17 protein-coding genes and 2 tRNA genes are annotated in these 26,412 nt (G+C 69.5%); 5 read left to right on the top strand and 14 right to left on the bottom strand.

Annotated elements, in window-relative coordinates:
- The 4 genes from C566_RS0110315 to C566_RS0110300 form a co-directional block, all read right to left on the bottom strand.
- Nucleotides 1–663, bottom strand: a complete 663-nt coding sequence (locus C566_RS0110315; RefSeq protein WP_018774259.1) for a TetR/AcrR family transcriptional regulator — start codon at nucleotides 661–663, stop codon at nucleotides 1–3.
- Nucleotides 660–2,753 (bottom strand): YhgE/Pip family protein, encoded by a 2,094-nt coding sequence (locus tag C566_RS0110310; protein WP_018774258.1) that lies wholly within the window; start codon nucleotides 2,751–2,753, stop codon nucleotides 660–662. The genes C566_RS0110315 and C566_RS0110310 overlap by 4 nt, the downstream gene beginning before the upstream one ends.
- Entirely contained in the window at nucleotides 2,750–3,442 is a 693-nt protein-coding gene (locus tag C566_RS0110305; RefSeq protein WP_018774257.1) for a hypothetical protein, read from the bottom strand. Before C566_RS0110305 ends, C566_RS0110310 begins: the two co-directional genes overlap by 4 nt.
- Nucleotides 3,443–3,605: 163 nt before the next feature.
- Entirely contained in the window at nucleotides 3,606–5,117 is a 1,512-nt protein-coding gene (locus tag C566_RS0110300; RefSeq protein WP_018774256.1) for a dihydrolipoyl dehydrogenase family protein, read from the bottom strand.
- Nucleotides 5,118–5,282: 165 nt separating this feature from the next.
- Between C566_RS0110300 and C566_RS0110295 the strand changes: the two genes are divergently transcribed.
- Nucleotides 5,283–6,011, top strand: a complete 729-nt coding sequence (locus C566_RS0110295; RefSeq protein ID WP_026266578.1) for a FadR/GntR family transcriptional regulator — start codon at nucleotides 5,283–5,285, stop codon at nucleotides 6,009–6,011.
- A gap of 124 nt (nucleotides 6,012–6,135) precedes the next feature.
- Here the strand turns inward: C566_RS0110295 and C566_RS0110290 are convergent.
- Nucleotides 6,136–6,209 (bottom strand) — tRNA-Arg (locus tag C566_RS0110290).
- Nucleotides 6,210–6,486: 277 nt separating this feature from the next.
- On the opposite strand from C566_RS0110290, the gene C566_RS0110285 reads away from it, so the two are divergent.
- Nucleotides 6,487–8,322 (top strand): phosphoenolpyruvate carboxykinase (GTP), encoded by a 1,836-nt coding sequence (locus C566_RS0110285; RefSeq protein ID WP_018774254.1) that lies wholly within the window; start codon nucleotides 6,487–6,489, stop codon nucleotides 8,320–8,322.
- Between the two features lie 259 nt (nucleotides 8,323–8,581).
- Nucleotides 8,582–9,979, top strand: a complete 1,398-nt coding sequence (locus tag C566_RS0110280; RefSeq protein WP_018774253.1) for an FAD-binding oxidoreductase — start codon at nucleotides 8,582–8,584, stop codon at nucleotides 9,977–9,979.
- A 100-nt stretch (nucleotides 9,980–10,079) separates the two neighbouring features.
- On the opposite strand, the gene C566_RS0110275 is transcribed toward C566_RS0110280, so the two are convergent.
- The 5 genes from C566_RS0110275 to C566_RS0110255 form a co-directional block, all read right to left on the bottom strand.
- Nucleotides 10,080–11,240: a globin domain-containing protein gene (locus C566_RS0110275; RefSeq protein WP_018774252.1), complete on the bottom strand. Its 1,161-nt coding sequence runs from the start codon at nucleotides 11,238–11,240 to the stop codon at nucleotides 10,080–10,082.
- Nucleotides 11,241–11,397: 157 nt separating this feature from the next.
- A complete protein-coding gene (locus C566_RS23335; protein ID WP_018774251.1) occupies nucleotides 11,398–13,188 on the bottom strand; it encodes a CBM96 family carbohydrate-binding protein in 1,791 nt (596 codons plus the stop codon).
- A 192-nt stretch (nucleotides 13,189–13,380) separates the two neighbouring features.
- A complete protein-coding gene (locus C566_RS0110265; RefSeq protein ID WP_018774250.1) occupies nucleotides 13,381–13,830 on the bottom strand; it encodes an RrF2 family transcriptional regulator in 450 nt (149 codons plus the stop codon).
- A 20-nt stretch (nucleotides 13,831–13,850) separates the two neighbouring features.
- On the bottom strand, nucleotides 13,851–14,336 hold the full coding sequence (locus C566_RS0110260) for a hypothetical protein (protein WP_018774249.1): 486 nt from the start codon (nucleotides 14,334–14,336) through the stop codon (nucleotides 13,851–13,853).
- Nucleotides 14,337–14,338: 2 nt separating this feature from the next.
- Nucleotides 14,339–15,757, bottom strand: coding sequence for a phosphomannomutase/phosphoglucomutase (locus C566_RS0110255; protein ID WP_018774248.1), 1,419 nt, complete (start codon nucleotides 15,755–15,757; stop codon nucleotides 14,339–14,341).
- A gap of 111 nt (nucleotides 15,758–15,868) precedes the next feature.
- Here C566_RS0110255 and C566_RS0110250 point away from each other — a divergent pair, with 111 nt between their 5' ends.
- A complete protein-coding gene (locus tag C566_RS0110250; RefSeq protein WP_018774247.1) occupies nucleotides 15,869–18,049 on the top strand; it encodes a RecQ family ATP-dependent DNA helicase in 2,181 nt (726 codons plus the stop codon).
- Here C566_RS0110250 and C566_RS0110245 read toward each other — a convergent pair.
- From C566_RS0110245 to C566_RS0110230, 4 genes are all read right to left on the bottom strand, one after another.
- A complete protein-coding gene (locus C566_RS0110245) occupies nucleotides 17,994–19,463 on the bottom strand; it encodes an MFS transporter (RefSeq protein WP_026266577.1) in 1,470 nt (489 codons plus the stop codon). The two genes, C566_RS0110250 and C566_RS0110245, sit on opposite strands and share 56 nt — an antisense overlap.
- A gap of 39 nt (nucleotides 19,464–19,502) precedes the next feature.
- Complete coding sequence (locus C566_RS0110240) at nucleotides 19,503–21,164, bottom strand: phytoene desaturase family protein (protein WP_018774245.1); 1,662 nt, start codon at nucleotides 21,162–21,164, stop codon at nucleotides 19,503–19,505.
- 183 nt (nucleotides 21,165–21,347) lie between these two features.
- Nucleotides 21,348–21,435: transfer RNA gene (locus C566_RS0110235), tRNA-Ser, on the bottom strand.
- A gap of 155 nt (nucleotides 21,436–21,590) precedes the next feature.
- Nucleotides 21,591–23,870: a prolyl oligopeptidase family serine peptidase gene (locus tag C566_RS0110230; protein ID WP_018774244.1), complete on the bottom strand. Its 2,280-nt coding sequence runs from the start codon at nucleotides 23,868–23,870 to the stop codon at nucleotides 21,591–21,593.
- 84 nt (nucleotides 23,871–23,954) lie between these two features.
- Here C566_RS0110230 and C566_RS0110225 point away from each other — a divergent pair, with 84 nt between their 5' ends.
- Nucleotides 23,955–26,138, top strand: coding sequence for an FAD/NAD(P)-binding protein (locus C566_RS0110225; RefSeq protein ID WP_026266576.1), 2,184 nt, complete (start codon nucleotides 23,955–23,957; stop codon nucleotides 26,136–26,138).
- The last annotated feature ends 274 nt before the right edge of the window (nucleotides 26,139–26,412 follow it).

The raw sequence follows: 26,412 nt of genomic DNA, 5'->3' as shown, positions 1-26,412 counted from the left end.
TCATGCCTGAGCGGGCGGCTGCTTCACGACGTAGCCGCGCATGGAGGCCATGATTGCGGCCACACTTTGCTCCCTGGTCCGCTCCGGGTTGTACGTCTGGCGGTCCAGGCCCACCACGAAGCAGGCCCCAAAGATTGCCGTTTCCAGGCTGCCCCGGGATACGCCGGAATCCACGGGGTAGACGGCGGCGACGCTGTCGATGGCTGAGCCGATCACCGCGAGCAGGCGCCCGCGGAGCTCGGCGAAGGTGTCCTGCCATTCGCTGGGGGTGCGCCAGTTTTCGCTGACCCAAAGCCGGGCGAAGGACGGGTACTCGGCCATGAAGTCCATGGCCTGGCCGATCATCTCCTCCATGGCGGCGAGGGGATCGGCGGAGTCGTCGCGGACACTCAAGAGCCGTGCCAGGAGGATGTCCACGCCGTGGCGCAGCAGCTGGGCGATCAGGTCCGACTTGCTGCCAAAGTTGTAATACACCGTGCCCTTGGACACCCCGGCTGCCGTGGCGATCTCGTCCACTGTCACGCCCGCCGCGCCGCGCTCGCCGATCAGTTCCATGGACGCCTCGAACAGTTTCTGTTTTGTGGCGTTCGTGCGGGCTGGGCGGAGCTTTTTCCCGGCGTCCCCGGAACCTGCCAGGCTGCCGCCGCTGGGGCTGGTGGTCATACGGCGATCTCCGGTTTCAGCGTCTTGAGAGTCCAGTATTTGTTCTTTCGGACGGCAACGGTCGACATTGCCAGTCCCAGCAAAGTGTAGCCAACCAGACCCAGCATGGTGGGCAGGATCAGTGCCAGGTCAGCACCGTAAATCAGGTGCCGCATGCCGCTGACCACGTAGCCCATCGGCAGGATCTGGTGGACCACGTGCAGCGGTTCGGGCGTGGTCTGCCACGGGAAAGTGCCGCCAGAGGACACCAGCTGCAGCACCAGCAGGATGAGCACCACGAGCTTGCCGGGCGAGCCCAAAAGCGCCACCACGCCCTGGATGATTGCGCTGAACGCCATCGCGGCCGCCAGCATGAGGAACCACATGAGCACCGGGTGGGCGGGGTCCAGTCCGAGCCCCACGTCCACCACCAGGGTCAGCAGGCTCGCCTGCACGGCGGAGACCGCCAGGAAGGGGAGCCAGCCGCCTGCGGCAATCTTCCAGGCCGGTGCATTGGAGGCCAGCGCCCGCTGGGTGACCGGGCGCATCGCCTGCACCAGCATGAAGATGCCGATCCACAGGGCCAGCGTCAGGAAGAACGGTGCCAGACCGGCGCCGTAGGACCCGGCCTTGGCCTGCGAGACATTGCTGACGGCCACCGGATCGGCCATGACCTTGGAGAGGCTGTGCTTCTGGGCATCGTCGGGGTTGGGGACCTTGCCGGCGCCCTTGGCGAGTTCCGCGGCGAGTGTTCCCGCGCCGTCGGAGGCGGTCGCCGCACCGCTCTCCAGCTGCGCCGCGCCGTCGTCAAGTTTCTGCGCACCCTGCACGAGCCTGCCCGCGCCGTCAACGGCGTTCTGCTGGCCGGCGGCGAGGGCCGCCGAACCGCCGGCGAGATGGTCCGCCCCCGCGGAGGCCTTGGCGACGGCATCGCTGAGGGCCGGCGCGGCGCCCGCCAGCTGGGCCGCGCCGGCGCTGACGGCGGCGGAACCGTCGGCCAGCTTCTGGACCTGCGCCGCGGCGGCCTGCAGCTTGGCGCCGGAGGCAGCCGCCGCAGCTGAAGCCGCGGAAGCCGCGGGCGGCGCGGGGGTGGCGTCGACGTCGGCCACTACCTTGTCCGCCTGCTCCTGCGTGAGAACGCCGGCGGCGACCAGGCGGGAGGTGGAGTCCACCACCCTGCTGCGCTGGGCCTGCGCGGCGGCTTGCTGCGCGGACTGTTGCGCGGCGGCAAGCTGCCCGGGGATGGCCTGCGCTGTGTTGTTAAACGCGGCGGTGAGCGCGGCGTTGCCGGCCGCCACCTGCGCGGCGCCGTCGGCCAGCCGCTTTGCGTCGGCGGGCAGGGCCGCGGTCTTGTCCTTGAGTTGGGTGAGGCCGCTGCTGAGCTGGCCGGCCCCGGCGCTGAGCGAAGCGGCGCCGTCGCGGAGCTTGAGCTCGCCGTTGTAGAGCTCGGTGGCACCGGTTTTGAGCTCGCCGGTGCCCTGGTGCAGGGTCACGGTGCCCTCGTGGAGCCGGGCGACGCCGTCGGCGAGCTGGCCCGCGCCGTCGGAGGCCTTGAGCATCTGCGTGTGGATGGTGCCGAATCCGGTGAGGAGTTGGTTGGCGGTCTCCTCGCCCACCTCCTTGGCGACCGTGGTGTGCACCGCGGTGGTCAGCTTGTCCACGATAGTGCTTAGGAGATAGTTGTTGGCATCGTTGGTGGTGACGTTGAGCATGGCCTGGTTGGCGGCGTCGAAGCTGCCGGGGGAGACCAGGTTCGCGGAAAAGTCCTGCGGGATTTTCAGGGCGAACGCGTACGTGCCATTACTGACGCCCTGGTCCGCTTCCTCGGTGCTGGCGACCGTCTTCCAGTTAAAGACGTGGCCATCCACCAAGGACTCGGCGACCTTCCGGCCGGCCTCCAGCCGCGTGCCGTCGGCGGCCGTGGCACCGAAGTCCTGGACCACCAGGGCGGCATCGATCTGGTTCAGCTTGCCGTACGGATCCCAGTTGGCGTAGAGGTACACGGCGCCGTAAAGCAGCGGGACCAGGGCCAGGGCCAGGATGGTCAGCTTGGGCAGCAGCCCGCCGGTCATTCGTTTGAGCTCGGAGCGGGCCAGCCGCAGCACAGTCACTTTGCGTCCTCGGTTTCGGGGGAGAGGGGTTCTGTTGGGAGGGTTTCGGGCGCGAGCTTTTCGTGCGCGAGTGCATTGCCGATCATGGCGGCGGGCCCGGACCAGCGCTCCGGGATCCGGGTGACGGTGGCGACGACGGCGAGCGGCCGCCCGGCGTCGTGCGCCAGTTCCTGCAGCCGCGGCAGCCAGTCGGCAGTGTCGCCGCTGTGCCGATCGGGGGAGTCGACCACGAGGAGGCCGGTGTCCGGATTGGCGAGGGCAAGCGCCGTGAGCAGCTCGATCCGCCGACCCGCCGGCAGCTGCTCGGTCCACAGCGAGGCAATGTCTTCGAACCCGTTGAGCCTGAGCCAGGGTGTGCTGCGCGCGGCGCCGCGGTGGCGGCGCGGCACCAGGGCCAGGTCCTCGGTGACGAGGTCGCGGACGCTCAGGTGCTGTTCGGGCTCGTTGACGCCAGGGGAGTCGACCACGCTGCTCGCCTGCCGGAGGTCCTTGATCCGGGCACTTCCGTCCCAGCCCACGGTTCCGGCGGACGGCTTCATGCGCCCGCTCAGGGCCAGGGCCAGGGCGGTGCGCTGGTCCTGGCGGACGCCCTCGACGAGCAGGAGGCCACCGCGTGCGGCCTCCAGCGAGGTGGGCGGCAGGAGGTCATCCCGCCGGCCGGTCACGGAGAGCTGGTGTACGCAGAGCAAAGCGGGCCTTTCGCAGGAACGATGTCCACTCAAGGCTAACTAAACTGACCAGTCAGTTCAAATAGAATGCGGGCGGTGTGATGAACGAGACGTGCCGCCGCCTGCGGCCGCAGCCTCAGCCGGTGCCACGGGGCGGCGGCGCCGGCGGCTCATCCCCGGCCGGTCAGAGGCCGTACTCTTCCAGCAGGCGGAGCCAGACCTCGCTGATGGTCGGATAGGAGGGCACGGCGTGCCACAGCCGGTCCAGCGGCACTTCCCCCACCACCGCAATGGTGGCTGCGTGCAGGAGTTCAGCCACATCCGGGCCGGCGAACGTGGCGCCCAGCAGCACCTTGCGGTCCTCGTCGATGACCAGCTGCGCCCACCCCTCGTAGTGTTCGGCGTGCAGGGAGGAACCGGCCACCTGGATGGGGAGTTCCACGGCGGAGGCCCGGAAGCCGTCCTTCTCCGCCTGCGCCATGGTCCGGCCGACATTCGCCAGTTCCGGATCGGTAAACACCACGTTCGGCACCGCGTGCTCATAGGCCGTCTGGGCAAAGCGGCTCCACGGTGCCGGCTCGCCGCTGAGTTCGCCCTTGGCCCGGGCGGCAATGGCGTCTCCGGTGGCCCGGGCCCCGTACTTGCCCTGGTGCGTCAGCATCGCCCGTCCGGCGGCGTCGCCCGCAGCGTAGAGCCACGGGGAGCCGGACACATCGTTCTCGGTGGCGTGGTGGACTAGTCCGGTGGAATCGGTGGTGAGCCGCAGGGTCCCGCCCTCCGGTGCCGCGAGGCCGACGCTGTCCAGGCCGAGCCCCTCAAGGGCGGGATGCCGGCCCGTGGAGACAAGCAGCTTGTCTGCCGTGACCGTCGCGCCGGGGGCCGCGCCGGCAGCGGGGCCGGCGCCCGGGCCGTCCTTGGGGCTGCCGTCGAGCACGACGGTGAGGGAGCCGTCGTCGTTCTCATGCACACTCCGCGTACCCGTGTGCAGGCGGAGGTCGACGCCATCGGCGCGCAGGCCGGCAGCGACCAGGTCTGCGGCCTGCTCCGGGAAAACGCCCAGGAGCCCGCCGCGGGCCACGAGTGTCACGGACGAGCCAAGGCGGGCATAGGCCTGGGCGAGTTCGACGCCGGCAACGCCGCCGCCGAGGACCGCAAGCCGCGCGGGGACCGCGCGGGCCGAGGTCGCCTCCCTGGTGGTCCAGTACTCGACGTCGTGAAGCCCCTCGACCGGCGGCTGGTTGGGGGCGGAGCCCGTGGCGACCACCACGGCGTGCCGGGCCGTGAGCGCGTAGCCGTTGCCGTCCAGCCCGGCCACCTCGACCTGCCGCGGAGCGGTGATCCAGCCGTGGCCGCGGATCAGTTCGATGCCTGTGTCCTCCACCCACTTGACCTGGCTGTCGTCCTGCCAGTTCGAGGTGAAGTAGTCCCGCCGCTTCAGCACGGCTGCCGGATCCAGGGTGCGGGTGACTGCTTCCTGGGCGCCGGGGACCCTTTGCGCGCCATGCAGCGCAGTGCCCGGCCGCAGGAGCGCCTTCGAAGGCATGCAGGCCCAGTAGGAGCACTCGCCGCCGACCAGCTCCGCCTCGATGAGCACTGCTGTCAGGCCGCCGCGGACCACGCGGTCCGCCACATTCTCGCCCACAGCCCCGGCGCCGATCACAATGACATCGAATTCCCGCTCAATCTGTGCCGTCATGGCACCAGCCTACGCCGGGGCCATGGCCGGATCCGGGGGAACTCCGGGCTCCGGCGGTGCGGGGTTCCGGCGTAATGTGCCGGGCCGAACCCTTTGCAGGACGGGGGACGGTCGATACTGTTGGGACCATACTTGGGGGAGGAGGCGGCCATGGCCGCACGCAACATGACAACAGGCCCGGCCATACCGCTGGCGAGGTTCAGCGCCCAGGCCCGGCTCCGGGCGCTCCAGTCGGACATCCTGGAGCTGATCCTGGAACGCGACCTGGTTCCCGGCGACCCGTTGCCGACCGAGAACGAGCTTACGGCGGCACTCGGCGTCGGCCGCAACACCCTGCGCGAGTCCTTGAAGGCGCTCCAGGCGCTGGGTGTCATTGAGATCCGCCACGGGTTCGGCATGTTCGTGGCGCCGAGCAATTTCGAGGCCCTGACCGACGGGCTCACCTTCCGGGCACGGCTGTCGCTGCGCCATCAGGGCGAGGAAGCCCTGCAGCTCGTGGAGGTCCGGCAAGCACTTGAATCGGGCCTGGTCGGCGCCGCCATGGACCGGATCAGCGCCGAACAGCTGGCCGCCGTGGAGGAGTCCGTGAACCGGATGGAAGCCCTGGCTGCCGCGGGCGAGCCCTTCATAGAGGCCGACGCGGAATTCCACCGCAGGCTTTTCGAGCCATTGAACAACGACCTGCTGATCAGCCTGATGGACGTCTTCTGGAAGGTCTACCGCCGGATCCACCTCGAACTCGGCGGACCGTACGCCGTCGACCTGCAGGCAACGGCCGCAGTGCACCGGGGGATCTATGAGGCTGTCGCAACGGCGGACAAGGCCCTCGCCTCCGAGCGGCTCAGCACGCATTTCGACGACATCCGCAACATCATCGTCCGGACCACGTCCTGATCCCTGCTGCTGGGCCGCTCCGGCCCAGCAGCAGGCGGAGCCTAACCCGGCGCCCTGGCGCCTAAGGCACCCGGCGGTTAAAGCAAAAGATCCGCCCCGGCGAACCGGGGCGGATCTTTATCTGTGCGCCCAAAGGGATTCGAACCCCTGACCTTCTGTTCCGTAGACAGACGCTCTATCCAGCTGAGCTATGGGCGCATTCTCGGCTCTTGGAGAACTTCTCTCTCCCCGAACCTCGAATTACTTTACGCGAGGCCGGGCCCAGTTACAAATCGAAGCGGGTGTAATTTAGCCGACTAGACCGGTCTACGTGACCTTAGTCACAAAAAGGAGGGATGGTGGCCGGCCAGTTCCTTGAATTTCCGCGGTTTTTGATTTATTCCGCCCTGGTCATCCCATGTCCGGGCCCGAAATGGGCCCCCTGCCGAGCCCTAGCATTTAGGACACACCACTGAACCCGAGGAAGGGAACCGTAATGGGAGATCTGGCGCGACTGCCGTTGCTTGAAAAGGCACCCACCACACATGCCGGTCTGCTGGCATGGGTAGAAGAGGTGGCTGAACTGACACAGCCGGACCGGATCTACTGGGTTGATGGGTCGGAAGCGGAGAACACGCGGCTCACCGACGAGCTCGTTGCCGCCGGCACCCTGACCCGGCTGAACGAGGAACTCTTCCCCAAGTCCTTCGCGGCGTTCTCCGACCCCGCCGATGTGGCCCGCGTCGAAGAGCAGACCTTCATCTGCTCCGAGAAGGAACACGACGCCGGCTTCACCAACAACTGGATGGCCCCGGCGCAGATGAAGGAAAAGCTGCGCGGCCTGTTTGCCGGTTGCATGCGCGGCCGCACCATGTACGTGATCCCCTTCGTGATGGGCCACCTGGACGCCGAGGACCCGAAGTTCGGCGTCGAGATCACGGACAGTGCCTACGTGGTCGCGTCCATGCGCATCATGGCCACCATCGGCACCAAGGTCTTGGACAAGATCACCGCGACCAACGCGTTCTTTGTCCCCGCACTGCACTCCCTGGGCGCCCCGCTGGCCCCCGGCGAGGCCGATGTCCCGTGGCCCTGCAACCCGGACAAGTGGATTGTCCACTTCCCGGAGGAGCGCTCCATCTGGTCCTTCGGCTCCGGCTACGGCGGCAACGCCCTGCTCGGCAAGAAGTGCTACGCCCTGCGCATCGCCTCGGTGATGGCACGCGACGAAGGCTGGCTGGCCGAGCACATGCTCATCCTCAAGCTGACCTCGCCGGAGCAGAAGAACTACTACATCTCCGCCGCCTTCCCGTCGGCCTGCGGCAAGACCAACCTCGCCCTGCTGGATCCGACCATCGAGGGCTGGAAGGTCGAAACCCTTGGCGACGACATCACCTGGATGCGGTTCGGCAAGGAAGGCGAGCTCCGCGCCGTCAACCCCGAGGCCGGCCTCTTCGGCGTGGCGCCGGGCACCGGCTGGGGCACCAACCCCAACGCGATGCGCGCCATCGCCAAGGGCCACAGCATCTTCACCAACGTCGCCCTGACGGACGATGGCGGTGTGTGGTGGGAAGGTATGACCGACGAGGTGCCCGCTCACCTGACCGACTGGCAGGGTAACTCCTGGACCCCGGAATCGGACACGCCCGCCGCCCACCCGAACTCCCGCTTCTGCACGCCGATCGACCAGATCGACATGCTGGCCGAGGAGTACTACAACCCGGACGGCGTGGAGCTTTCCGCGATCCTGTTCGGCGGCCGCCGCAAGACCACCATCCCGCTGGTCACTGAGGCGCGCAGCTGGTCCAACGGCATCTTCATGGGCTCCACCCTGTCCTCGGAGACCACTGCCGCGGCAGCCGGTGCCGTCGGCGTCGTCCGCCGGGATCCGATGGCCATGCTGCCCTTCATCGGTTACGACGCAGGCGATTACCTGAACCACTGGGTGAACCTGTCCGCCAAGGCCAACCCGGAGCGGTTGCCCAAGATCTTCCTGGTCAACTGGTTCCGCCGCAATTCCGAGGGCGGCTTCGCCTGGCCCGGATTCGGTGACAACGCCCGGGTCCTGAAGTGGGCCATCGAACGCCTCGAGGGCAAGGCCGACGCTGTGGAGACCCCCATCGGGTTCGTCCCCACCGCTGACGCGATCGACCTCAAGGGCCTGGACATGACCCCGGCCCAGGTTGAAGAGGCCGTCCGTGTCGACCCCGCGGAGTGGACCACCGAGCTGGCCTCGATCGAGGAGTGGTTCGCCAACTTCGGCAGCTCGCTGCCCGAGGCACTGCGCGCCGAACTCGCAGGACTCAAGGAGCGCATGGCCGCCGAGCAGTAGCAGCCGGCCCAACAGCACCTATAACAGTGCAAGAGGGACGGCGGCCCCGCATCTTCCCGGAAGATGCGGGGCCGCCGTTTTCGTTGCCGTCCGGGACGCCGGGACTTAGGTCCCTAGGCCACGTCCGGCCAGATCCCTAGGCTTGTCCGCATTCCATCAGCCGGGCCGGCCGCCGGTTGGAGCGTGCGCTGGGGCATTCCGGGCGGGTGCGGCCGCGCCCCCGACCTGCTCGCGGTCAGCGAGATTTCAGGAGTTCCTCATGCTTGTCAATGACGACATCGATGCTTTGTCCAGGGCTGTCAGCGGTCCGGTCGCGTTGCCGGACAGCCCCGCATTCGCGGAGGAGACGTTCGCCTTCAACGTCGCGACGGTGCACCGGCCCGACGTCGTTCTGGGTGCCGCAGATGCCCAGGACGTCGCGGCCGCGGTGAAATGGGCGGCGGAGCGCCGGCTTCCCGTGTCCGTCCAGTCCACCGGGCACGGCGCCGAATCGGCGATCGATGGCGGCCTGCTCATCAACACCCGCCGGCTGCAGGACCTGCAGATCGATCCGGGTGAACGCACCGCACGCGTCGGCGCGGGGGTGAAGTGGCGCACCGTCCTGGAGGCCAGCGTGCCGCACGGGCTCCTCGGATTGCATGGCTCCAGCACCGACGTCGGCGTCGTCGGCTACACGCTCGGCGGCGGGCTGCCCGTGCTCGGCCGCGCCCACGGCTTCGCGGCGGACCACGTCCGCAGCATGGAAATTGTCACCGCCGACGGCGCGCTGCGGCGGATCGACGCCGACGCCGAGGCCGAGCTGTTTGCACTGATGCGCGGCGGCAAGGGCAACCTCGGGATCGTGACCGCCCTTGAGTTCAGCCTCTTTCCGTTCAGTGACTTCTACGGCGGCGGCATCATTTATCCCGGAGCGGATGCGGCCACCGTCCTGGCTGCCTTCCGTCGCTGGCTGCCCACGCTGCCCGAAGACGCCTCACCCTCGGTCTCCCTGCTGCGGCTTCCGGACATGGACTTCGTTCCCGAGCCGCTGCGCAACCAGTTCGTCGTGCACCTGCGCTTTGCCTTCCTGGGAAACCGCGAGGCCGGCGACGCGCTGCTTGCCCCGATGCGGGCGGTCTCGACCCCGCTGATGGACACGGCCGGGCCGATGAGCTACCTCGACGTCGACCAGATCCACATGGACCCGGCGGACCCGCTGCCCTTCATGGACGGCGGAGCGCTCCTGAAGGACTTCGGCGAAGAGACTGTGGCTGACCTGCTCGAGCTCACCGGGGAAGGCTCGGACTGCCCGCTGCTGCTGGTGGAGGTCCGGCCGCTCGGCGGCGCGCTGGCCCGGACCGCTGCCATGCCGGATGCGTTGCCGGATGCGGTGTCGGGGCGGGACGCGGCTTTCCTGCTCTTCCTCGTCGGGTTCAACATCCCGCCCCTTGCCGAGGCCGTATCGGCCTCCATCGGCGGGATCCTGGCCGCGATGGCTCCCCACTCCACCGGCTATACCCTGGTCAACTTCCATGGCGCACCGGGCGACGAGGCCGACCGGGCCCGGGCCTGGTCCCCTGCGGTCTATGAGCGGATGCGGTCCGCGAAGTCCACGTACGACCCCGGGAACCTCCTGCGCTTCGGCCACGCGATCACCGGGGCGCCCGCCGCGGGGTGACGCGCCCTGCGAGGGCTGCGCGGGCACCGCTTGGCGACGGCGGCCCCCCACCTTCACGAAGAAGTGCGGGGCCGCCGTCGAACTCCAACCGATGAGTGTTTTAGCTGGCGAGCCAGATGTCCGGGCCGAAGACCTCGTAGTGGATCTTCGTGGCCGGGATGCCGGCGCTGATTGCCTCGTTGCGGATGTTCTTCATGAACGGCAGCGGGCCGCACAGGTACAGCGAGGCGTTGGCCGGGAGGTCCACCTCGCGCAGGGTCATGAAGCCCGCGTTGGAACCGGCTTCGGGCTGCTCGAGCCAGAGCTGCAGATCGGCGCCGTCCAGGCGTTCGACGTCGTCGGTCATCTGGGAGCGCAGCGCCCAGCTGTCCAGGTTGCTTTCGGCGTGCAGGACCAGGACCTGGCGGTCCGAGCCGGACTCGGCCAGGGAGCGCAGGATGGACGCCGTGGGCGTGCAGCCGATGCCGGCCGAGGCCAGGACCACGGGGCCGTCGCCCTCCTTGAGCGTGATTTCGCCGTAGGGGTTGGAGATTTCGATGACGTCGCCCACGGCCACGCTGTTGTGCAGCACGGGGGAGACCTCGCCGCCGTCGTCGAGCTTGGTGGTGAAGCTGCGGCTGGTGCCGGCGTCGCCGGAGAGGGAGTACTGGCGGACCTGGCGGAGCCCGTCCGGAAGGGTGACCTTGACGCTGACGTACTGGCCCGGCAGCGCCGCGGTGATGGGGGTGTCGTCGGCCGGTTCCAGGGTGAAGGTCATGGAGCCGGTGCCGGCCGGGGTCTTGGCGGCAACCTTCCAGGGGGTCCACATCTTGGCGTTCGCCTGGGCCGCGTAGAGGCCCTTCTCGAGCTTGATGAGGGCGTCCGCCATGAGCCAGTAGACCTCGGTCCAGGCCTCGGCGATTTCCGGGGTGATGACCTCGGCCAGGTCCTCGGCGATGGCGGCGAAGAGGTGCTCGTAGACCACCTGGTACTGCGGTTCGGTGATGCCGAGGGAAGCGTGGCGGTGCGCGATCCGGGACAGCACGGTCTCCGGCAGGGTGTCCGGGTTGTTCACCAGGTGGCTGGCGAAGGCGGCGATGCTCCCGGCCAGGGCCTGCTGCTGATTGCCCGAGCGCTGGTTGGAGCGGCTGAACAGGCCATCCAGCAGTTCGGGGTGGGCGGCGAAGAGGCGGGCATAGAACTTGGGGGTGATCTCCCCGATCCGGGAACCGACCAGCGGCAGGGTGGCCTCGATGACCGGGAAGGACTTGTCCGAGAGCATGTTGACTCCTGAGGTAGTGGCCCGGCGTCTTCAACCGGGGCCCGCGGCGATACTTGCATTTGAAATACAAATATCTATGCCTCAGTTCTACACTGCGTAGAAATCTATGCCAAATCGGCGGGATCCCGGGCGTGGCGGCCGGTGTGAATGGGCGGTGTCAGTGGCACGTGTCGCTGCCGGAGAAGGAACCGGTTGTGCCCATGTTCGTAAACGTCATGCCGGAAAGGGGGAGGAACTGCCAGGAGTAGGACGTCTCGTTCAGGGTTAATTTGAGCGGCCCGAAGGCGCTCCGGCTCCGGGCCACCATGGCGGTCAGGAGGGGATCGGTGTTCGCCGACAATGCCTGGAGATCCGCCCCGCCGGCGCCTGCGGTAAAGGACCGGATCCCGGTCGGGGAGAGCGCCGGAACCGCACCTGAGCCGGACGCGCCGATCGGCTTGAAGATCTCGCTGACGTGGTTGTGCCCGGAGATCATGACGTCGACACCGTGGCTGGCCATGAGGTCCCACATCGGTCCCAGTTCCGGGTAGGAGCCGTGGTTCACGCCCGTTGACCAGCGCGGATGGTGCGCCGCCACCAAGGTGCACGCGGTCGGGGAATTGGTGAGACGGTCCTGCAGCCACAAATATTCCGGGCTGCCGACCCCGCATCCGCCCGCCACCCCGCCGGGCCCGCATTCACTGTTCAGGGCGATGAAGGTCCAGGCCCCGATCGTCGTCGAGTAGTAGCCGTCCGTCCGGGGCCCGAAGTCGCCCGTGGTGACGCCGGGGCCATAGAAGTAGTCGAAATAGCCGCGGGTGTTGTCAAGATATTCATGGTTGCCGAGCACCGGAGAAGTGATGCCCTTAAGGGCGCCGAACGAGTCGTTGTAGCCGCCGGCCCCCATGAACTCGGCAAGAGTGGCGTTCTGGTACTGCAGGTCCCCGAGGGCGATGAACCTGTCGGGCGACTGGGCCGCGACCACGGCGGCGACGTCGCCATGGCGGCACGCCGACGTGGTGACCACTGCGCCGGGGGCACAGGCGATGTCGCCGACAGCCAGCACGGTGGCAGTCCCAGCGGCACCGGGTTGGATGGTGGCGGTGGCTTCGTTGGAGCCGGTGCCGGTGTTTCCGGCGGCGTCGGTGGCGGTGACGCGGTAGTACCAGGTTCCGGCGGGCCGGTTGGTGTCGGTGTAGCTGAGTCCGGTGGTGTCGGCGATCCTGGTGGTGGTGGCGGGGGTGAAGCCTGCCGTGGTGGAGCGGTGGACGGTGTAGCCGGTGACGGCGGTGTTGTCGGTTGCTGCGGTCCAGGACAGGGCGACGGCGGTTCCGGTGACTGTGGCGGCCAGGGCCCCGGGCGCGCCCGGGGCGGTGGTGTCGGGCGGGGTCGCGTCCGTGTAGGTGAGGGTGAGGGTGGGTCGCAGCGTGGCGGAGGCCTGGCGTGACCAGAACCAGGAGCTGTCGGTGCCGGTGCCGGTCAGGGCCAGGGTCCGGGATCCGGTCCAGCCGGCCATCAGGCTGGTGTCCAGGGTGATGTCGTAGGCCGTGTTGGCGGCCGTGCCGCCGGGCAGGGATCCGAGGGTGGGTCCGGATACCGCGGGGCGGTTGGCGTAGAGGGTGCCGGTTTCGGACCAGGAGTCGGCCGCTGAGCGGATGTTGAGGGTGTTGGCGGAGCCGGCGGAGGCCAGGCTGGTGGTGCGGATGCGCAGGATCGCGCGGGTCAGGGTTTGCCCGGCCGGGGCTGGCGGGAACTGGAACCGGAGTACCGTCGTGGCATCCGGTGAGCCGTAGACCGCCAGCGAGCCGCTCGTGCCGAAGTCCGTGGTGGGCGCCGACGAGGAGGTGTAGGTATCCGCCGCACTCTCCACCGCCAGCACCGTCGGCACCGCAAGGGCGGTGGGGGCCGTGATGAACGTGAGCAGGAGCGCCGCGGCGCCGACAGAGCTAAACCAGCGGATACTTTTCATCAGCGGCCCTTCGACTGGCCGGAAAGACAAAAAATACCGGCTTGGTGACGTTCCCTAGGGGTACTTTGTCATCTCATGCCTGCTTGAAGTCAATGGGCAGGCTCGCCAGGACGGGCATTTGGACGCCAAACCAAAGGTTTTCCCCAGATTGGGCCGGATTCCCGCAGGACGCGGGCCGGACTGCTGGGCCGCTCAGAGCCCCGGGCGCAGCCCGATCGCCGCAAAAACGGGCGCCATCTGCCGGGAGGTCGGCAGCGACGCGATCACGATCCCGTCGAGTTCGCCATAAAAGGCTTCCCGGGCCCGGGCCAGCGCGGCCCGGAGCCGGCATTCGGTGATGAGCGGGCACGTACCGCCCGTAGCGATGCAGTCGGCCGGGTCCAGGCGCGTGTCGAGTTGCCGCAGCAGCTGGCCGACCGTTGCGGTCCGGCCGGCGCTGCTCAGCCGGGATCCGCCGTTGCGGCCGCGTTCGACGTCGATCAGGCCCAGTGCTCGCAGTTTCGCCATCGCCTTGCTGACGTGGTTGTACGGCGTGCCGACGGCGTCGGCGATGCTCTGGGTGGTCAGGAGGCCGCCGTCCGGAGCGGCCGCCAGTACCAGCAAAGCGCGCAGGCTCACATCGGCGAACGCATTGATCTTCATATCCCCAGCCTTAGGGCGGTCTAGTCCACCCAGACGGCGGGCTCGTTGGTATCGGCGGCCAGCTGGCCGAACTCGAGTTCGTGCGTCCCGGCGTTCGCGGCGTAGGGCAGCACGGCGGCGAACAGGGAGCCGTCCTGGTGCTCTGCCGCGACGTGGATGGCGTCCGAGTCTTCCTCGAGCAGCGTGATGTCGCAGACGACGGCGGCGGCCCGGAATTCCTCCCGGTGCTGCCGGAGCAGCTCATGCAGGTCCCGGATCATGGCGTCCGCGTCGAAGTCGGCGTCCGATCCGTCGCTCGCGTCCGCGGGTGTCACGGCCACCAGCCGGACTTCGCCGTCGTTCTGCACCACCAGGGCGAACGGCAGGAAGCCGCCGTTGCGTTCCAGCTGCTCCTGCGCGGCGCCGACGCCGGTGCCGAGCAGGTTCTCCAGGTCCGTGGCGCTGGCGTCCGGCACGGACTCGCGCCAGGATCCGGTGTTGGCGGATTCTTCCGGGTGGGCTGCCACGGCTAGCCCCGGACCAGCGCCAGGACGCGGTCGCGGACGCGTTCCATGGTGGCGGTGTCCGTGGCTTCGACGTTGAGGCGCAGGAACGGTTCGGTGTTGGACGGGCGCAGGTTGAACCAGTAGCTGCCGTCGGTGGCGATGAAGGTGCTGCCGTCGAGGTAGTCGACCTCGACGTCCTCGTCGTGGAAGTCCTTCCGGACCCGCTCGACGGCGGCGGCCTTGTCCTCGATTTCCGAGTTGATCTCGCCGGACGACCGGTACGGCTCGTATTCGCGGCCGAGTTCGGAGAGCGGGCCCTCCTGTTCGCCCAGGGCAGCCAGGACATGCATGGCGGCCAACATGCCGGTGTCCGCATTCCAGAAGTCGCGGAAGTAGAAGTGGGCCGAGTGCTCCCCGCCGAAGATGGCTCCTTCCGCGGCCATAACGGCCTTGATGAAGGAGTGCCCGACGCGGGTGCGGACGGGCCGGCCGCCGTGGCGTTCGACGAGTTCGGGAACCGCGCGGGAGGTCAGCAGGTTGTGGATGACGGTGGGCGTGTCTTCACCGAGGCCCTGGGCGCGGGCGATTTCGCGGCGGGCCACCATGCCGGTGATGGCCGACGGCGAGACAGGCTCGCCCTTTTCGTCGATCACGAAGCAGCGGTCGGCGTCGCCGTCGAAGGCCAGCCCGATGTCCGCGCCGTGTTCGACGACGGCGGCCTGCAGGTCGCGCAGGTTTTCCGGCTCCAGCGGGTTGGCCGGGTGGTTCGGGAAGGACCCGTCGAGCTCGAAGTACAGCGGCACGATCTCCAGGGGAAGCTTGGGCAGCAGGGCATCGCCAAGCACGGCCGGGGTGGTGAGGCCGGCCATGCCGTTGCCGGCATCCACCACAACCTTCAGCGGCCGCGAACCGCGCAGGTCCACCAGGCTGCGCAGGTACTCCGCGTAGCCCTTGAGGACGTCCTGCACGCCAATCAGGCCAGTGCTGCTGGCCGCGGGGATGGCGCCGGCGTTGAGGTACTCCTCGGCGCGGGCCTGGATTTCCATGAGCCCGGTTTCGGAGGAGATCGGCACGGCGCCGGCCTTGGCCATCTTGATGCCGTTGTATTCGGCCGGGTTGTGGCTCGCAGTGAACGTGGCGCCGGCGGCGTTGAGCGCCCCGCACGCGTAGTAGAGCTCGTCGGTGGAGATCAGGTCCAGCAGCTGGACGTTGGCGCCGCGGGTGGCTGCGCCGTTGGCGAAGGCTTTGGCGAACTCGGGGGAGGAGGGGCGCATGTCCCCGCCCACCAGCACGGTCTGGCCGGTGAGTTCCAGGACGTCGACGAAGGCGGCACCGACGGCTTCGACGATCTCCGCGGTGATGGATTGCCCCACGATTCCGCGCACATCGTAGGCCTTGAACGAGGTCGAGAGGTCAAAAGTCTTTGTCTTGTCCGTAGTCACGCGTCTTATCTTACGTTGCGGGCCTGACGCGCCGGCCTGTCCGCACCCGGAATTGTGCACATAGCGGGAACCGGCTTCATGGCTGTCGGAGGGGGCTGGGATACTGAAGCAATGGCCAGTAACCAGAACGCCCTTTCCAGCACCGCCCCAGCCGGCACCACATCCTCGACCCGGGAACAGGCCCAGAATGTACTGCGGGAACTCGTGGGCCATCCTGAAGCCGAGTTCCATGACGGCCAGTTCGAGGCCATTGAGGCCCTGGTCGACGGCGGCAGGCGGGCCCTGGTGGTGCAGCGCACCGGCTGGGGGAAATCGGCCGTGTACTTCGTCGCCTCGCTGCTGCTGCGCCGCCGCGGCGCCGGGCCCACCCTGATCGTGTCCCCGCTCCTGGCCCTCATGCGGGACCAGGTCGCCGCCGCGGCGCGGGCCGGGGTGCGGGCGGTGGCGATCAACTCCGCGAACCAGCTGGACTGGGACGCCGTCCGCGGGCAGCTCGCCGCCGACGAAGTGGACGTCCTGCTGGTCTCGCCGGAACGCCTCACCAACCCGTCCTTCCGGGAAAACCAGCTTCCCGAGCTCGTGCGCCGGACCGGGCTGCTGGTGATTGACGAGGCCCACTGCATCTCGGACTGGGGCCACGACTTCCGGCCCGACTACCGGCGCATCGCTGACCTCATCACGCAGCTCCCGGACACCGTCCCGGTGCTCGCCACCACCGCCACGGCCAATTCCCGGGTGGTGCACGACATCGAGGAACAGCTCGGCAAGGACGTGCTCACCATCCGGGGCGCCCTGGGCCGGGACTCGCTCCGGCTCGGTGTCCTGACCCTGCCCGATTCCCGCGAACGGCTGGGCTGGCTGCTGACGCACCTGCAGGATCTGCAAGGCAGCGGCATCATTTACACGCTCACAGTCTCGGCCGCCGAGGACACCGCACGCCTGCTGGCCGAGGCGGGACACGAGGTGCTCGCCTACACCGGCCGCACGGACCCCGCAGACCGGGAACGCGCCGAGCAGCTCCTGAAGGACAACCAGGTCAAGGCGCTCGTGGCCACCTCGGCCCTCGGCATGGGCTTCGACAAGCCGGACCTCGGCTTCGTGGTGCACCTTGGCGCGCCGTCGTCCCCGGTGGCGTACTACCAGCAGGTGGGCCGCGCCGGGCGTGGCGCGGCGAACGCCGACGTCCTGCTGCTGCCGGGTTCCGAGGACCGCGACATCTGGCAGTATTTCGCCACCGCTTCCATGCCGTCCGAAGAGAAGGCCGCCGCGGTCCTGACCGCCCTCGCCGAGGCAGGCACGGCGGTGTCCACGGTGGCGCTCGAGGCCCGGGTGGACTTGCGCCGCACCCCGCTGGAGCTGCTGCTGAAGGTCCTGGCGGTGGACGGCGCCGTCGAACGCGTCGGCGGAGGCTGGCGCTCCACGGGACAGCCGTGGAACTACGACGCCGAGCGGTACGGCCGGATCGCCGAGGCCCGGGTGGATGAACAGGACTCGATGGTCATCTACCAGGACACGGCCGGGTGCCGGATGGAATACATCACCTCGGTACTGGACGACGAAACAGCCCGCGCCTGCGGCCGCTGCGACAACTGCGCGGGCCGCTGGTTCCGGGCCGATATCGCCGAGGACGCCACCGAGACCGCCGGGCAGACGCTGCGCCGGGCCGGCGTCGTCCTGGAACCGCGGCTGCAGTGGCCCAGCGGCATGGACCGCCTGGGCGTGCCGGTCAAGGGCAAGATCAAACCGGAAGAGGCCCTCGCCGACGGCCGGGTGCTGGCGCGCCTGACGGACCTAGGCTGGGGAGGGGCCCTGCGGGAGGCCTTCGCCGCCGGCGCGCCCGACCGGCCCGTGGACCCCGGCATGCTGCAGGCCTGCGTCCAGGTGCTCCGGGAGTGGGGCACGGGAGACGCCCGCACCCCGGGCTGGAGCGGGGCCGGCCGGCCTGCCGCGATCATCAGCCTGCCCTCCCGCGGGAAGCCGTTGCTGGTGGATTCCCTGGCCCGCGGGATCTCCGAGATCGGCCGTATCCCGTATCTTGGCCAGCTGCAGCTCAGCCACGGCGGGCCCACCGGCGGCCGCGGCGGGAACAGCGCGTACCGGCTCGCCGGCGTCTGGGAGCGCCTGGTGGTGGGGCCGGAGCTGGAGGAGGCCCTGGCCGGAATCCGTGGCCAGAGCGTCATGCTCGTGGACGACCTCGTGGACAGCCGCTGGACCCTGACCGTCTCCGGGCGGGCCCTCAGGCTCGCGGGCGCCGGCGCCGTTCTGCCCCTGGTGCTGGGCCAGGCCGGCTGACCTCCGCGCCGGCGTTGCGGGGGAGGGCCAGGCTGTCCAGGGTGCTCAGGAGCATCAGGACGGCGATGGCCAGGAACGCCGCCCGGTACGGTGCCGCCGGATCCCCGGCGATCCCGGTGGATGCTGCGTCACTGCCTGCCTCGAAAACCCGCAGCAGGAGCGCCCCGACCGCGATCCCCGCCGCGGTGGCGAGCTGCACGAGCGTCGCGGAGACGGCGTTGGCGGACGGCAGCTGTGCCGGGAGGACGTCGGCGTACTGGACGGACGCGTAGGCCGAGAACCCGATCGAACGGAACGCCCCGCTGGCCACCAGCACGGCGACAATCAGCGGCTCCGGCGTGCCGGCGTCGAGCAACGCGCACAACCCAAAGGTGGCTGCGGAGGCCAGCGACGCGAACACCAGGACGGGCTTGAACCCGAAACGCCGGATCAGGGGCGTCGTGGCGGGCTTGATCCCGATGTTCCCCACGAACACGGCCGACACCATCGCCCCGGCCTGCAGCGGGTCCCAGCCGAAACCGGCCTGGAACATCAGCGGCAGCAGGAACGGCACCGCGCTGATGGTCAGGCGGTACACAAAGCCTCCCGTCGCCGTCGCACGGAACGTCCGCGCGCCGAAGACGGACAGATTGAACAACGGCGTGCTGGTCCGCCGCATCCAGGCCGCGGCGGCGGCCAGGAACAGCAGGCCCACCCCGATGCCGGCGGCCGCCAGCAGCCCGGCGTCCCGGCCCCCGATGAGTTCCAGCCCAACCAGCAGCGAGCCCACCCCGAGCGTTGTCAGGACCAGTCCCAACCAGTCCAGCCGCCGCGTGCTGTCACCGCCCACTGCGGGGACCAGACGCAGCGCGGCCAGGAAGGCCGCCAGGCCCAGGGGGAGGTTGACCAGGAAGATCCAGTGCCAGGACAGGTAGGTCGTCAGCGCTCCGCCCACCAGCGGGGCGAGGACCGGGGCCAGCAGCCCGGGCCACACCAGGAAGGCCGTCGCCCGCAGCAGGTCCTTCTTCGGGGTGCCGCGGAGCACCACCAGCGTGCCCACCGGGACCATCATGGCGCCGCCGGCACCCTGCAGGACACGGCTCAGGGTCAGCATGGTCAGGTCCTGGCTGAGCGCGCACAGCAGTGACGCCGCCGTGAAGATGGCGATGGCGAGACAGAACACCCGGCGGGCACCGAGCCGTTCCGCGAGCCAGCTGCTGAGCGGGATGCCCATCGCCACCGTCATCAGGTAGGCCGTCATGGTGATGTTCACGTCGGCGGGCGGCACCGAGAAGTCGGCGGCGATACTGGGTATGGCCGTGGTCAGGACGGTCCCGTCGAGGAATTCCATGAAGAACGTCGCGGCCACCAGCAGGGCCAGCCGCGGGCTCCAGTTGCCCGCGGCCGGGTCCGCTCCGCGGGGGGCGGCGTTCATGCGCGTGTCTCCGCGGTCCAGTTCACCCATTGCGCAGGATCACCCATTGCGGAGGGGCGGTTCCGATTCCAGCACGGCCATGGCGGCGTTGTGTCCGCCGATGGCACTGACGGCACCGCCGCGGCGGGCGCCGGAGCCGCAGAGCAGGATCTGCGGATCGTCCGTCGCCACGCCCCAGCGGCGCGCCGGGGTGTCCAGCGGTTCGCCGTCCTCCACGAATGGCCAGTCGAGGCCGCCGTGGAAGATGTTGCCCCGGGGCATCCCAACCGCGCGTTCAATGTCCAGGGTGGTCTTGGTTTCGATGCAGGGCCGCCCGTCCGGATCCGTCAGGAGCAGATCCTCAATGGGTTCGGCCAGGACGGAGTTCAGGGAGGCCAGCACAGCCGCCTGCAGTTCGGCGCGGCGGTCCTCGTTGTTCTCCGCCGTGACCAGCCGGTCCGGGACGTGCAGGCCAAAGACGGTCAACGTCTGGGCGCCGGCGGCCTGCAGCTCCGGGGACAGGATGCTGGGGTCGGTCAGCGAATGGCAGTAGATTTCGCACGGCAGCGGCGAGGGCACGGCTCCGGCGGCCGCGGTGCGGTAGGCGTCGTCGAGCTGGGACCAGGTCTCGTTGATGTGGAACGTCCCGCCAAAGGCGGCCTCGGGGCTGACGGATCCGTCCAGGAGCCGGGGGAGGCGCTTGAGGAGGAGGTTGACCTTGACCTGCGCGCCCTCGCGGCGATGATTCGGGTTGGGGCCGGCAGCGGCACCGGCTGAAGTGACGGCGCCCGCGGAAGTGACGGTGGCGGGCCGGTTGCGCAGCCGGTCGAGGACCACCGGCGCCACATTGGACAACACCCACCGGGCGGAAGACGAGTGGTCCTGCCCGCCGTGGCGGTAGTCCACGGTGCCGCCGGGCAGGACGGCCGTGACGTCCGCGGAGGTCAGGATGGTCGCGCCGGCGTCGCGCGCGGCCCGTTCCAGCTCGCCGGAGACCGCGCCCATGCCGCCGACCGGCACGTCCCAGTCCCCCGTCCCGCCGCCGATCAGGTGGTAGAGGAAGCAGATGTTTTGCTGCAGGTCCTCATCGTCGGCCCGGGCGAAGGTCCCGATCAGCGCATCCGTCAGGACCACACCGCGGACCAGGTCGCTGCCCAGTTCCCGGCTGATCGCCTGTCCGATGGGATGTTCGATCATGGCCTCCCACGCCGCGTCGGCCCCGGCCCGGGCGGCGAGGGCCCGCGCGTCGGACCGCGCCAGCAGCGGCGCGGTCATGGTGGGCCAGAGAGCCTCCGTGAGCTGCCGGCAGGCGGCGTAGAACGCGGTGAAGGCGCCGAACTCGCCGTCGGGAGCGCCGACGGCGGCGAACGACGCGGCCGTGGCGGCCTCGTCCCCGTTGTCCACCAGCAGGGCCCGGCTGCCGTCCGCGGGGTCCGGGGTGTAGGAGGAATAGCGCCGCCGCGCCAGCGTGATCCGCAGGCCGAGGTCGTCGATGATCTGCCGGGGCAGGAGGCTGACGAGGTACGAATAGCGCGAGAGGCGGGCGTCGACGCCGTCGAACGCATGCGCGGATACCGCGGCGCCGCCGGGGTTTTCCAGCTTTTCCAGGACCAGGACGTCCTGCCCGGCCTTGGCCAGGTACGCGGCCGCGGCCAGGCCGTTGTGGCCGCCGCCGACGATGATGGCGTCAAACGCACTGATGCTCATGGGGTTGCTCGACATGGGCCTATCCTGCCATCCGGATCCGCCGGCGGGCGTGAGGCGTCCGGCCACCGGACGGGCTGGGCGGCGGGACGTGAATGCCGGGGGCAGACCAGGGCGAACGAACGACGTCTGAACGGCGTCGTGTCGTCGTGGCCTGCCCGGGAACGCAAAAGGCCCCGGTCCGAGGACCGGGGCCAAACGCGGAGACGGGGGGATTTGAACCCCCGGTGGAGTTGTGCCCCACACTTCATTAGCAGTGAAGCCCATTCGGCCGCTCTGGCACGTCTCCAATTGCTATTAACTAGCCAACCAAGGATACGCAGAAGGTGCCACGCAGTGCAAAACGGCCGCTCCAGAACAACACGGGGTCACTTCCGGTCCATGACGGGGCGCCGGATGGGCCGGATATGACCCCGCGTTGCCGTCGGCGGCAGGGGCGCGGGATCAGGCCTCCTGGCCGGCCAGGGCACGCCACAGGAAATGCTGGCTGCGGCTCTGCAGGGCCGCGGCCTGCCGGTTGTCCGAGGCCCCCGCGTGGCCGCCCTCGAGGGCTTCGTGGAACCAGACATTGGGGATGCCCATGGCCTGCATGCGGGCCGCCATCTTCCGGGCCTGGACCGGGCCCACCCGGTCATCCGAGGTCGCCGTCCAGATAAACGTCTCCGGGTAGTCCACACCGTCCTTGAGCAGGTGGTACGGGGAGAACGTCTTCAGGAACTCCCACTGCTCCGGCACGTCGGGGTCGCCGTATTCGCCGATCCACGAATAGCCCGCGGACAACTTGGTGTACCGGCGCATGTCCAGGAGCGGGACCCCGCAGGACACGGCGCCGAACAGCTCCGGGTACTGCGTGAGCATGTTGCCCACCAGCAGCCCGCCGTTGGACCCGCCCACGCAGCCGAGCCGCTGACGGGACGTGACGCCGCGGGAGATCAGGTCCTTCGCGACGGCGGCGAAGTCCTCGTACGCCCGGTGGCGGTTGCCCTGCAGGGCGGCGCGGTGCCAGTCCGGCCCGTACTCGCCGCCGCCGCGGATGTTCGCCACCACGTAGACGCCGCCGCGGCGGTGCGTGCCCTCGCCCTCGGCGCCGCTGGACTCAGCGGTGCGCCGCTCCAGCCACGCCCGGCCGATCGCGCCGCTGTACGCCGGCGTCCGCGAAATCTCGAAGCCGCCGTAGCCGGAAAGCTGGGTCGGGTTCTGGCCGTCCAGCACCAGGTCCTTGGCGGCCACCTGGAAGTACGGAATCTTCGTGCCGTCGCTGGAGGCGGCGAAGTGCTGCTGGACTTCGTAGTCGTCCTCGTTGAAGAACGACGGCGAGGTCCGGATTACCTCGTGCGTGCTGGTTACCGATCCGCCGTCGCGGGTGAGTGTCCCGCGGGTCAGGGTGGTCGGCGTCGTGAAGCCGGTGGCCACCAGCCAGAAGTCGTTCCCGGCGCCCGGCGCCTCGCCCTCGGCGACCGAGGTGGCGCCGCCGGTACCGTCGTCGTTCGTGCCCTCGGCGTCGTCCTCGTCATCCACCGCGAAGGCATTGACGTCGTGCAGCGGCGGGCAGGCGTCCAGCACGGTGGCCGCCCATGCGGCGTCCGTGCCCGGGCGCCGCGGATCCAGGACGTGGATTTCCGAGGACACGTCCCGGAGCAGGTTCAGCAGCAGGAAGTCCCGCGTCCAGCTCCAGGACTGCAGGGAGGTGTGCGGATCGGGCGTGAAGAGCACGGCGAGGTCCCGGGAGCCGGCGAGGAAGTCCTCGAACCCGGCCGCGAGCAGGGAGCCCGCCGGGTGCGTGGTGCCGTTGACGGTCCAGTCACGCTGCGGGCGGAACAGCAGCCATTCGCGGTGCGAGCTCAGGTTCACGTCCGCCGGCACGTCGAGCTGCACCCACGCACCATCGCGCAGCACCGAGGTGTTCTTCTCGAAAAAACTGATCCAGTCGACGGCAAACGTGCGTTCGAAGCCCGGAGTGGAGTCGTGGGCCACGATCGCCATCATGTGGTCCTCGGGAATGTCGAAGATCTGCTCAGCCTGCGCCAGGGAGCCGCCGCGGCGCAGCTTTACCCCGGTGCGGGCATAGGACGAAGTGGTCCGCGGCAGGTCCTGGGCGGTGGTGGCGACCAGCAGGGTGTCCCCGTCCAGCCAGGAGGCGTTGCCCTTGCCGGTCGGGAGGTCGAAGCCGCCGTCGGCCGGGTCCACGAAGCCGCGGGCCTCGACGTCGAACTCCCGGTGGCGGTTCGCGTCCCCGCCGTCGGGGGAGAAGGCCAGCAGGGCCCGCCGGTGGGGTTCACCCGGGGCCGGGCGGAGGAAGTTGGCGCCGTGGAAGACCCAGTCCTGGCCTTCGGCGGCGGCGAGGGCGTCGACATCCAGCAGGACATCCCACTGTGGGGTCCCGGCCCGGTAGCTGTCCCAGCTGGTGCGGCGCCACAAGCCCCTGGGGTTGTCCCGGTCCTTCCAGAAGTTGTAGTACCACTCGCCGTGCTTGCCCACCATGGGGATCCGGTCGGTGGAGTCGAGGACCTCCAGGATCCGGCCTTCGAGGTCGGCGTAGTCGGCATCCTCGAGGAGCTCCTCGGTGCGCGCGTTCTGTTCACGGACCCACGCCAGCTGCTCCTGGCCGTAGATGTCCTCCAGCCAGATGTTCTCGTCGACGGGTTCGGGGGAAGTCCCTCCAGCCGGGAGGGCGCCGGTGGCCTCGCCGGACGCGGACGGGTGGTCAGCTTCTGTGGTGGTCATTTTCCCATCCAAGAACATCGGTGCGGCAGTGGCAAGTCACACGGAGGGCAAGCCGGCGGCCGGGTTGCCGATACGCTGGATGCCGTGGGCATATCTCGAAGCATCCGGACGGCAGTGATAGGCGCCGGTCCCCGGGGCACGAGCGTGCTGGAACGGCTCCTCGCCAACTGGGCCTCCGCCGGCTCCGCGGGCACCCTGCACATCGACGTGGTCGACCCTTATCCGGCGGGCCCGGGGCACGTCTGGCAGCCCGGACAGTCGCGGCTGTACCTGATGAACACGCAGTCCTTCTATCCCACCGTGGTCCCCGAGGACCCCGAACTCGCGCCGCCCCTGGCCGGGCACACGTTCGACCAGTGGCGCGAACGCCAGCAGGCCCACCCGCACCCTTCGCTCACTGACGACGAACGGGCCGAGGTCTCCCGGCTCGGCGAGGCGGACTTCCCCAGCCGGGCCCTTTACGGCCGTTACCTGCGGTCCACCCTCGAGGAACTGCTCACCGTGCTGCCGGCCGGCGTCAGCGTGGATTTCCACGCGGCGACGGCGACGTCCGTCCGCCACGCCGCCGCGGGGCCGGCCGCCGCCTCCGTGCTTGCGGCCGCCTCCGGGCCGGCCGGCGCGGAGGAAGCTTCGGTGCGGTTCGACGTCGTGCTCGACGACGGCACCGTGCTGACCGTCGACTCCGTGGTGCTGGCCGTGGGCCACCTCGACGCGCGGTTGAACCCTGAACAGCGGGAGCTGCTTTCCGCGGCGGAAGAACTCGGCCTCCTGTACGTGCCGCCGGCGGCGCCCGCCGACGTCGACTGGTCCCGCGTGCCGGCCGGCAAACCGGTCCTGGTGCGCGGCATGGGCCTGAACTTCTTTGACGTGATGGGACAGCTGACGGAAGGGCGCGGCGGCCGGTTCGTTGCCGGCGAGGACAACGGTGAACTGACGTATCTGCCGTCCGGCCGCGAACCGCTCATCATCGCCGCCTCACGCCGCGGCACCCCCTACCGGGCGAAGGCGACACTCACCGGCTACTACCCCGGAACGGTCCGGCTGCGCTACTGCACCGAGGACGCGATCGCGAAGTTCGCCGGCTCCGGAATCCGGCCCTCCTTCGACTACGACCTCTGGCCGCTCCTGCACCGGGACGCGGTCTGGGCCTACTACTCAACGCTCGCGCGCTCGCAGCCCGATGCCATCCTGACCGACCCGGCCGAGTTCCTGCGCGCCCTGAACGAGTCCTTGCGGCCCCACGCGCATTCGACCGCCAAGTGGGAGCACACCGCGGAATCGGTGATTGCCGTCCATGTCCGGGCCGCCTACCGGCTGGACCTGCTCGGCCTCGCGGCGCCCCTGGCCGGGCGCTCGTTCGACTCCAGAGCCGAACTGGACGCCGCCGTCGTCGACTACCTGCTCGACGACGCCCGGCGCTCGGCCCTTGGCGAGGACGACCCCGTGAAAATGGCGATCGGCGCGCTGCACCACGGCCGGGCAGTGCTCAAGACCGCCGTGGCCGATAGCGGCATCACGGACGAATCCTGGGTCGCGGGCCTCCGGGGCTGGTTCGAATCATTCGTGGAAGGCCTGGCGAGCGGGCCGCCGGCGCTGCGCTCCGCGCAGCTCGCGGCACTGGCACGGGCGGGAATCGTGCGTTTCGTGGGCCCGGACCCCAAGTTCGGCGTGAATCGCCGGGCCCGGACATTCACCGCGGCCTCGCCGTGGGTGGGCGGCGGAACGGATGAAAGCGCCGACGGCGGGGCCGAAGGTGCCGCAATGGAGCCTGCCGGCATCGGTGGTGCCGCCGCGGGCGGTGCTGGGGTCCGTGGTTTTGTGGGCAGTGCCGGCGTGATCGGTGCCGCTTCGGGGACGGCGAATGCGGGTGCGGTGAGGGCGCGGATGGAGAACGCAGTGGCGGGCGCCGTGTCCGCGGCAGCGATGATCGAGGCGCTGGCCCCGGCCAACCGCGTGGCCGTCAACTCTTCGCCCCTGTTGGAACAGTTGCTCGCCGAGGGGCTGGTGCGGCCGCGCCTCATGATGACCGTGGAGGGGACCCCGGTGCAGACCACCGGGCTCGACGTCGTCCCGCATCCCTACCGCCCGCTGGGTGCCAACGGGTCCGTGACACCAGGGCTATACGTGCTCGGGCTCCAGCTCTCCGCCACGCAATGGGGCACGGCCATCGCCGCCGAGGCCCGGCCGAAGACCGGCCCGGTCTACCGCAGCGGCCAGCGCACCCTGCGCGACGCCGACGAGATCGCCCGCGACATCCTGGACCACTAGCCCGCCCCGCCGCCGCTCAGGAATGGGCATGCCCAGTGGCTCGCGTGACCGTCAAGAATGGACATGCCCTCCCGTGGGGCCGGGCGGCGGACACTTGGTGCTTATGTCCAGTGCTGCGGGCCAGGAGTGGGCATGCCCTGTGGCTCGCCTGTTTCCAAGAATGGACATGCCCTCCCGTGGGGCCGGGCGGCGGACACTTGGTGCATATGTCCATTGCTGCGGGCCAGGGGAGGGCATGTGCCGTGGTGCGGGACCAGGAAGCCCGGGCTAAGGC

Source organism: Arthrobacter sp. 131MFCol6.1 (genome assembly GCF_000374925.1).
Lineage (GTDB): Bacteria > Actinomycetota > Actinomycetes > Actinomycetales > Micrococcaceae > Arthrobacter.
This window is presented reverse-complemented; position numbering and strand designations above follow the sequence as displayed.

Excerpts from the sequence above, each read along its gene's own strand:
- C566_RS0110315 (WP_018774259.1), bottom strand. The coding sequence starts at position 663 with ATGACCACCAGCCCCAGCGGCGGCAGCCTGGCAGGTTCCGGGGACGCC.
- C566_RS0110300 (WP_018774256.1), bottom strand. The coding sequence starts at position 5,117 with ATGACGGCACAGATTGAGCGGGAATTCGATGTCATTGTGATCGGCGCC.
- C566_RS0110295 (WP_026266578.1), top strand. The coding sequence starts at position 5,283 with ATGACAACAGGCCCGGCCATACCGCTGGCGAGGTTCAGCGCCCAGGCC.
- C566_RS0110285 (WP_018774254.1), top strand. The coding sequence starts at position 6,487 with ATGGGAGATCTGGCGCGACTGCCGTTGCTTGAAAAGGCACCCACCACA.
- C566_RS0110280 (WP_018774253.1), top strand. The coding sequence starts at position 8,582 with ATGCTTGTCAATGACGACATCGATGCTTTGTCCAGGGCTGTCAGCGGT.
- C566_RS0110275 (WP_018774252.1), bottom strand. The coding sequence starts at position 11,240 with ATGCTCTCGGACAAGTCCTTCCCGGTCATCGAGGCCACCCTGCCGCTG.
- C566_RS23335 (WP_018774251.1), bottom strand. The coding sequence starts at position 13,188 with ATGAAAAGTATCCGCTGGTTTAGCTCTGTCGGCGCCGCGGCGCTCCTG.
- C566_RS0110265 (WP_018774250.1), bottom strand. The coding sequence starts at position 13,830 with ATGAAGATCAATGCGTTCGCCGATGTGAGCCTGCGCGCTTTGCTGGTA.
- C566_RS0110250 (WP_018774247.1), top strand. The coding sequence starts at position 15,869 with ATGGCCAGTAACCAGAACGCCCTTTCCAGCACCGCCCCAGCCGGCACC.
- C566_RS0110245 (WP_026266577.1), bottom strand. The coding sequence starts at position 19,463 with ATGAACGCCGCCCCCCGCGGAGCGGACCCGGCCGCGGGCAACTGGAGC.
- C566_RS0110240 (WP_018774245.1), bottom strand. The coding sequence starts at position 21,164 with ATGTCGAGCAACCCCATGAGCATCAGTGCGTTTGACGCCATCATCGTC.
- C566_RS0110230 (WP_018774244.1), bottom strand. The coding sequence starts at position 23,870 with ATGACCACCACAGAAGCTGACCACCCGTCCGCGTCCGGCGAGGCCACC.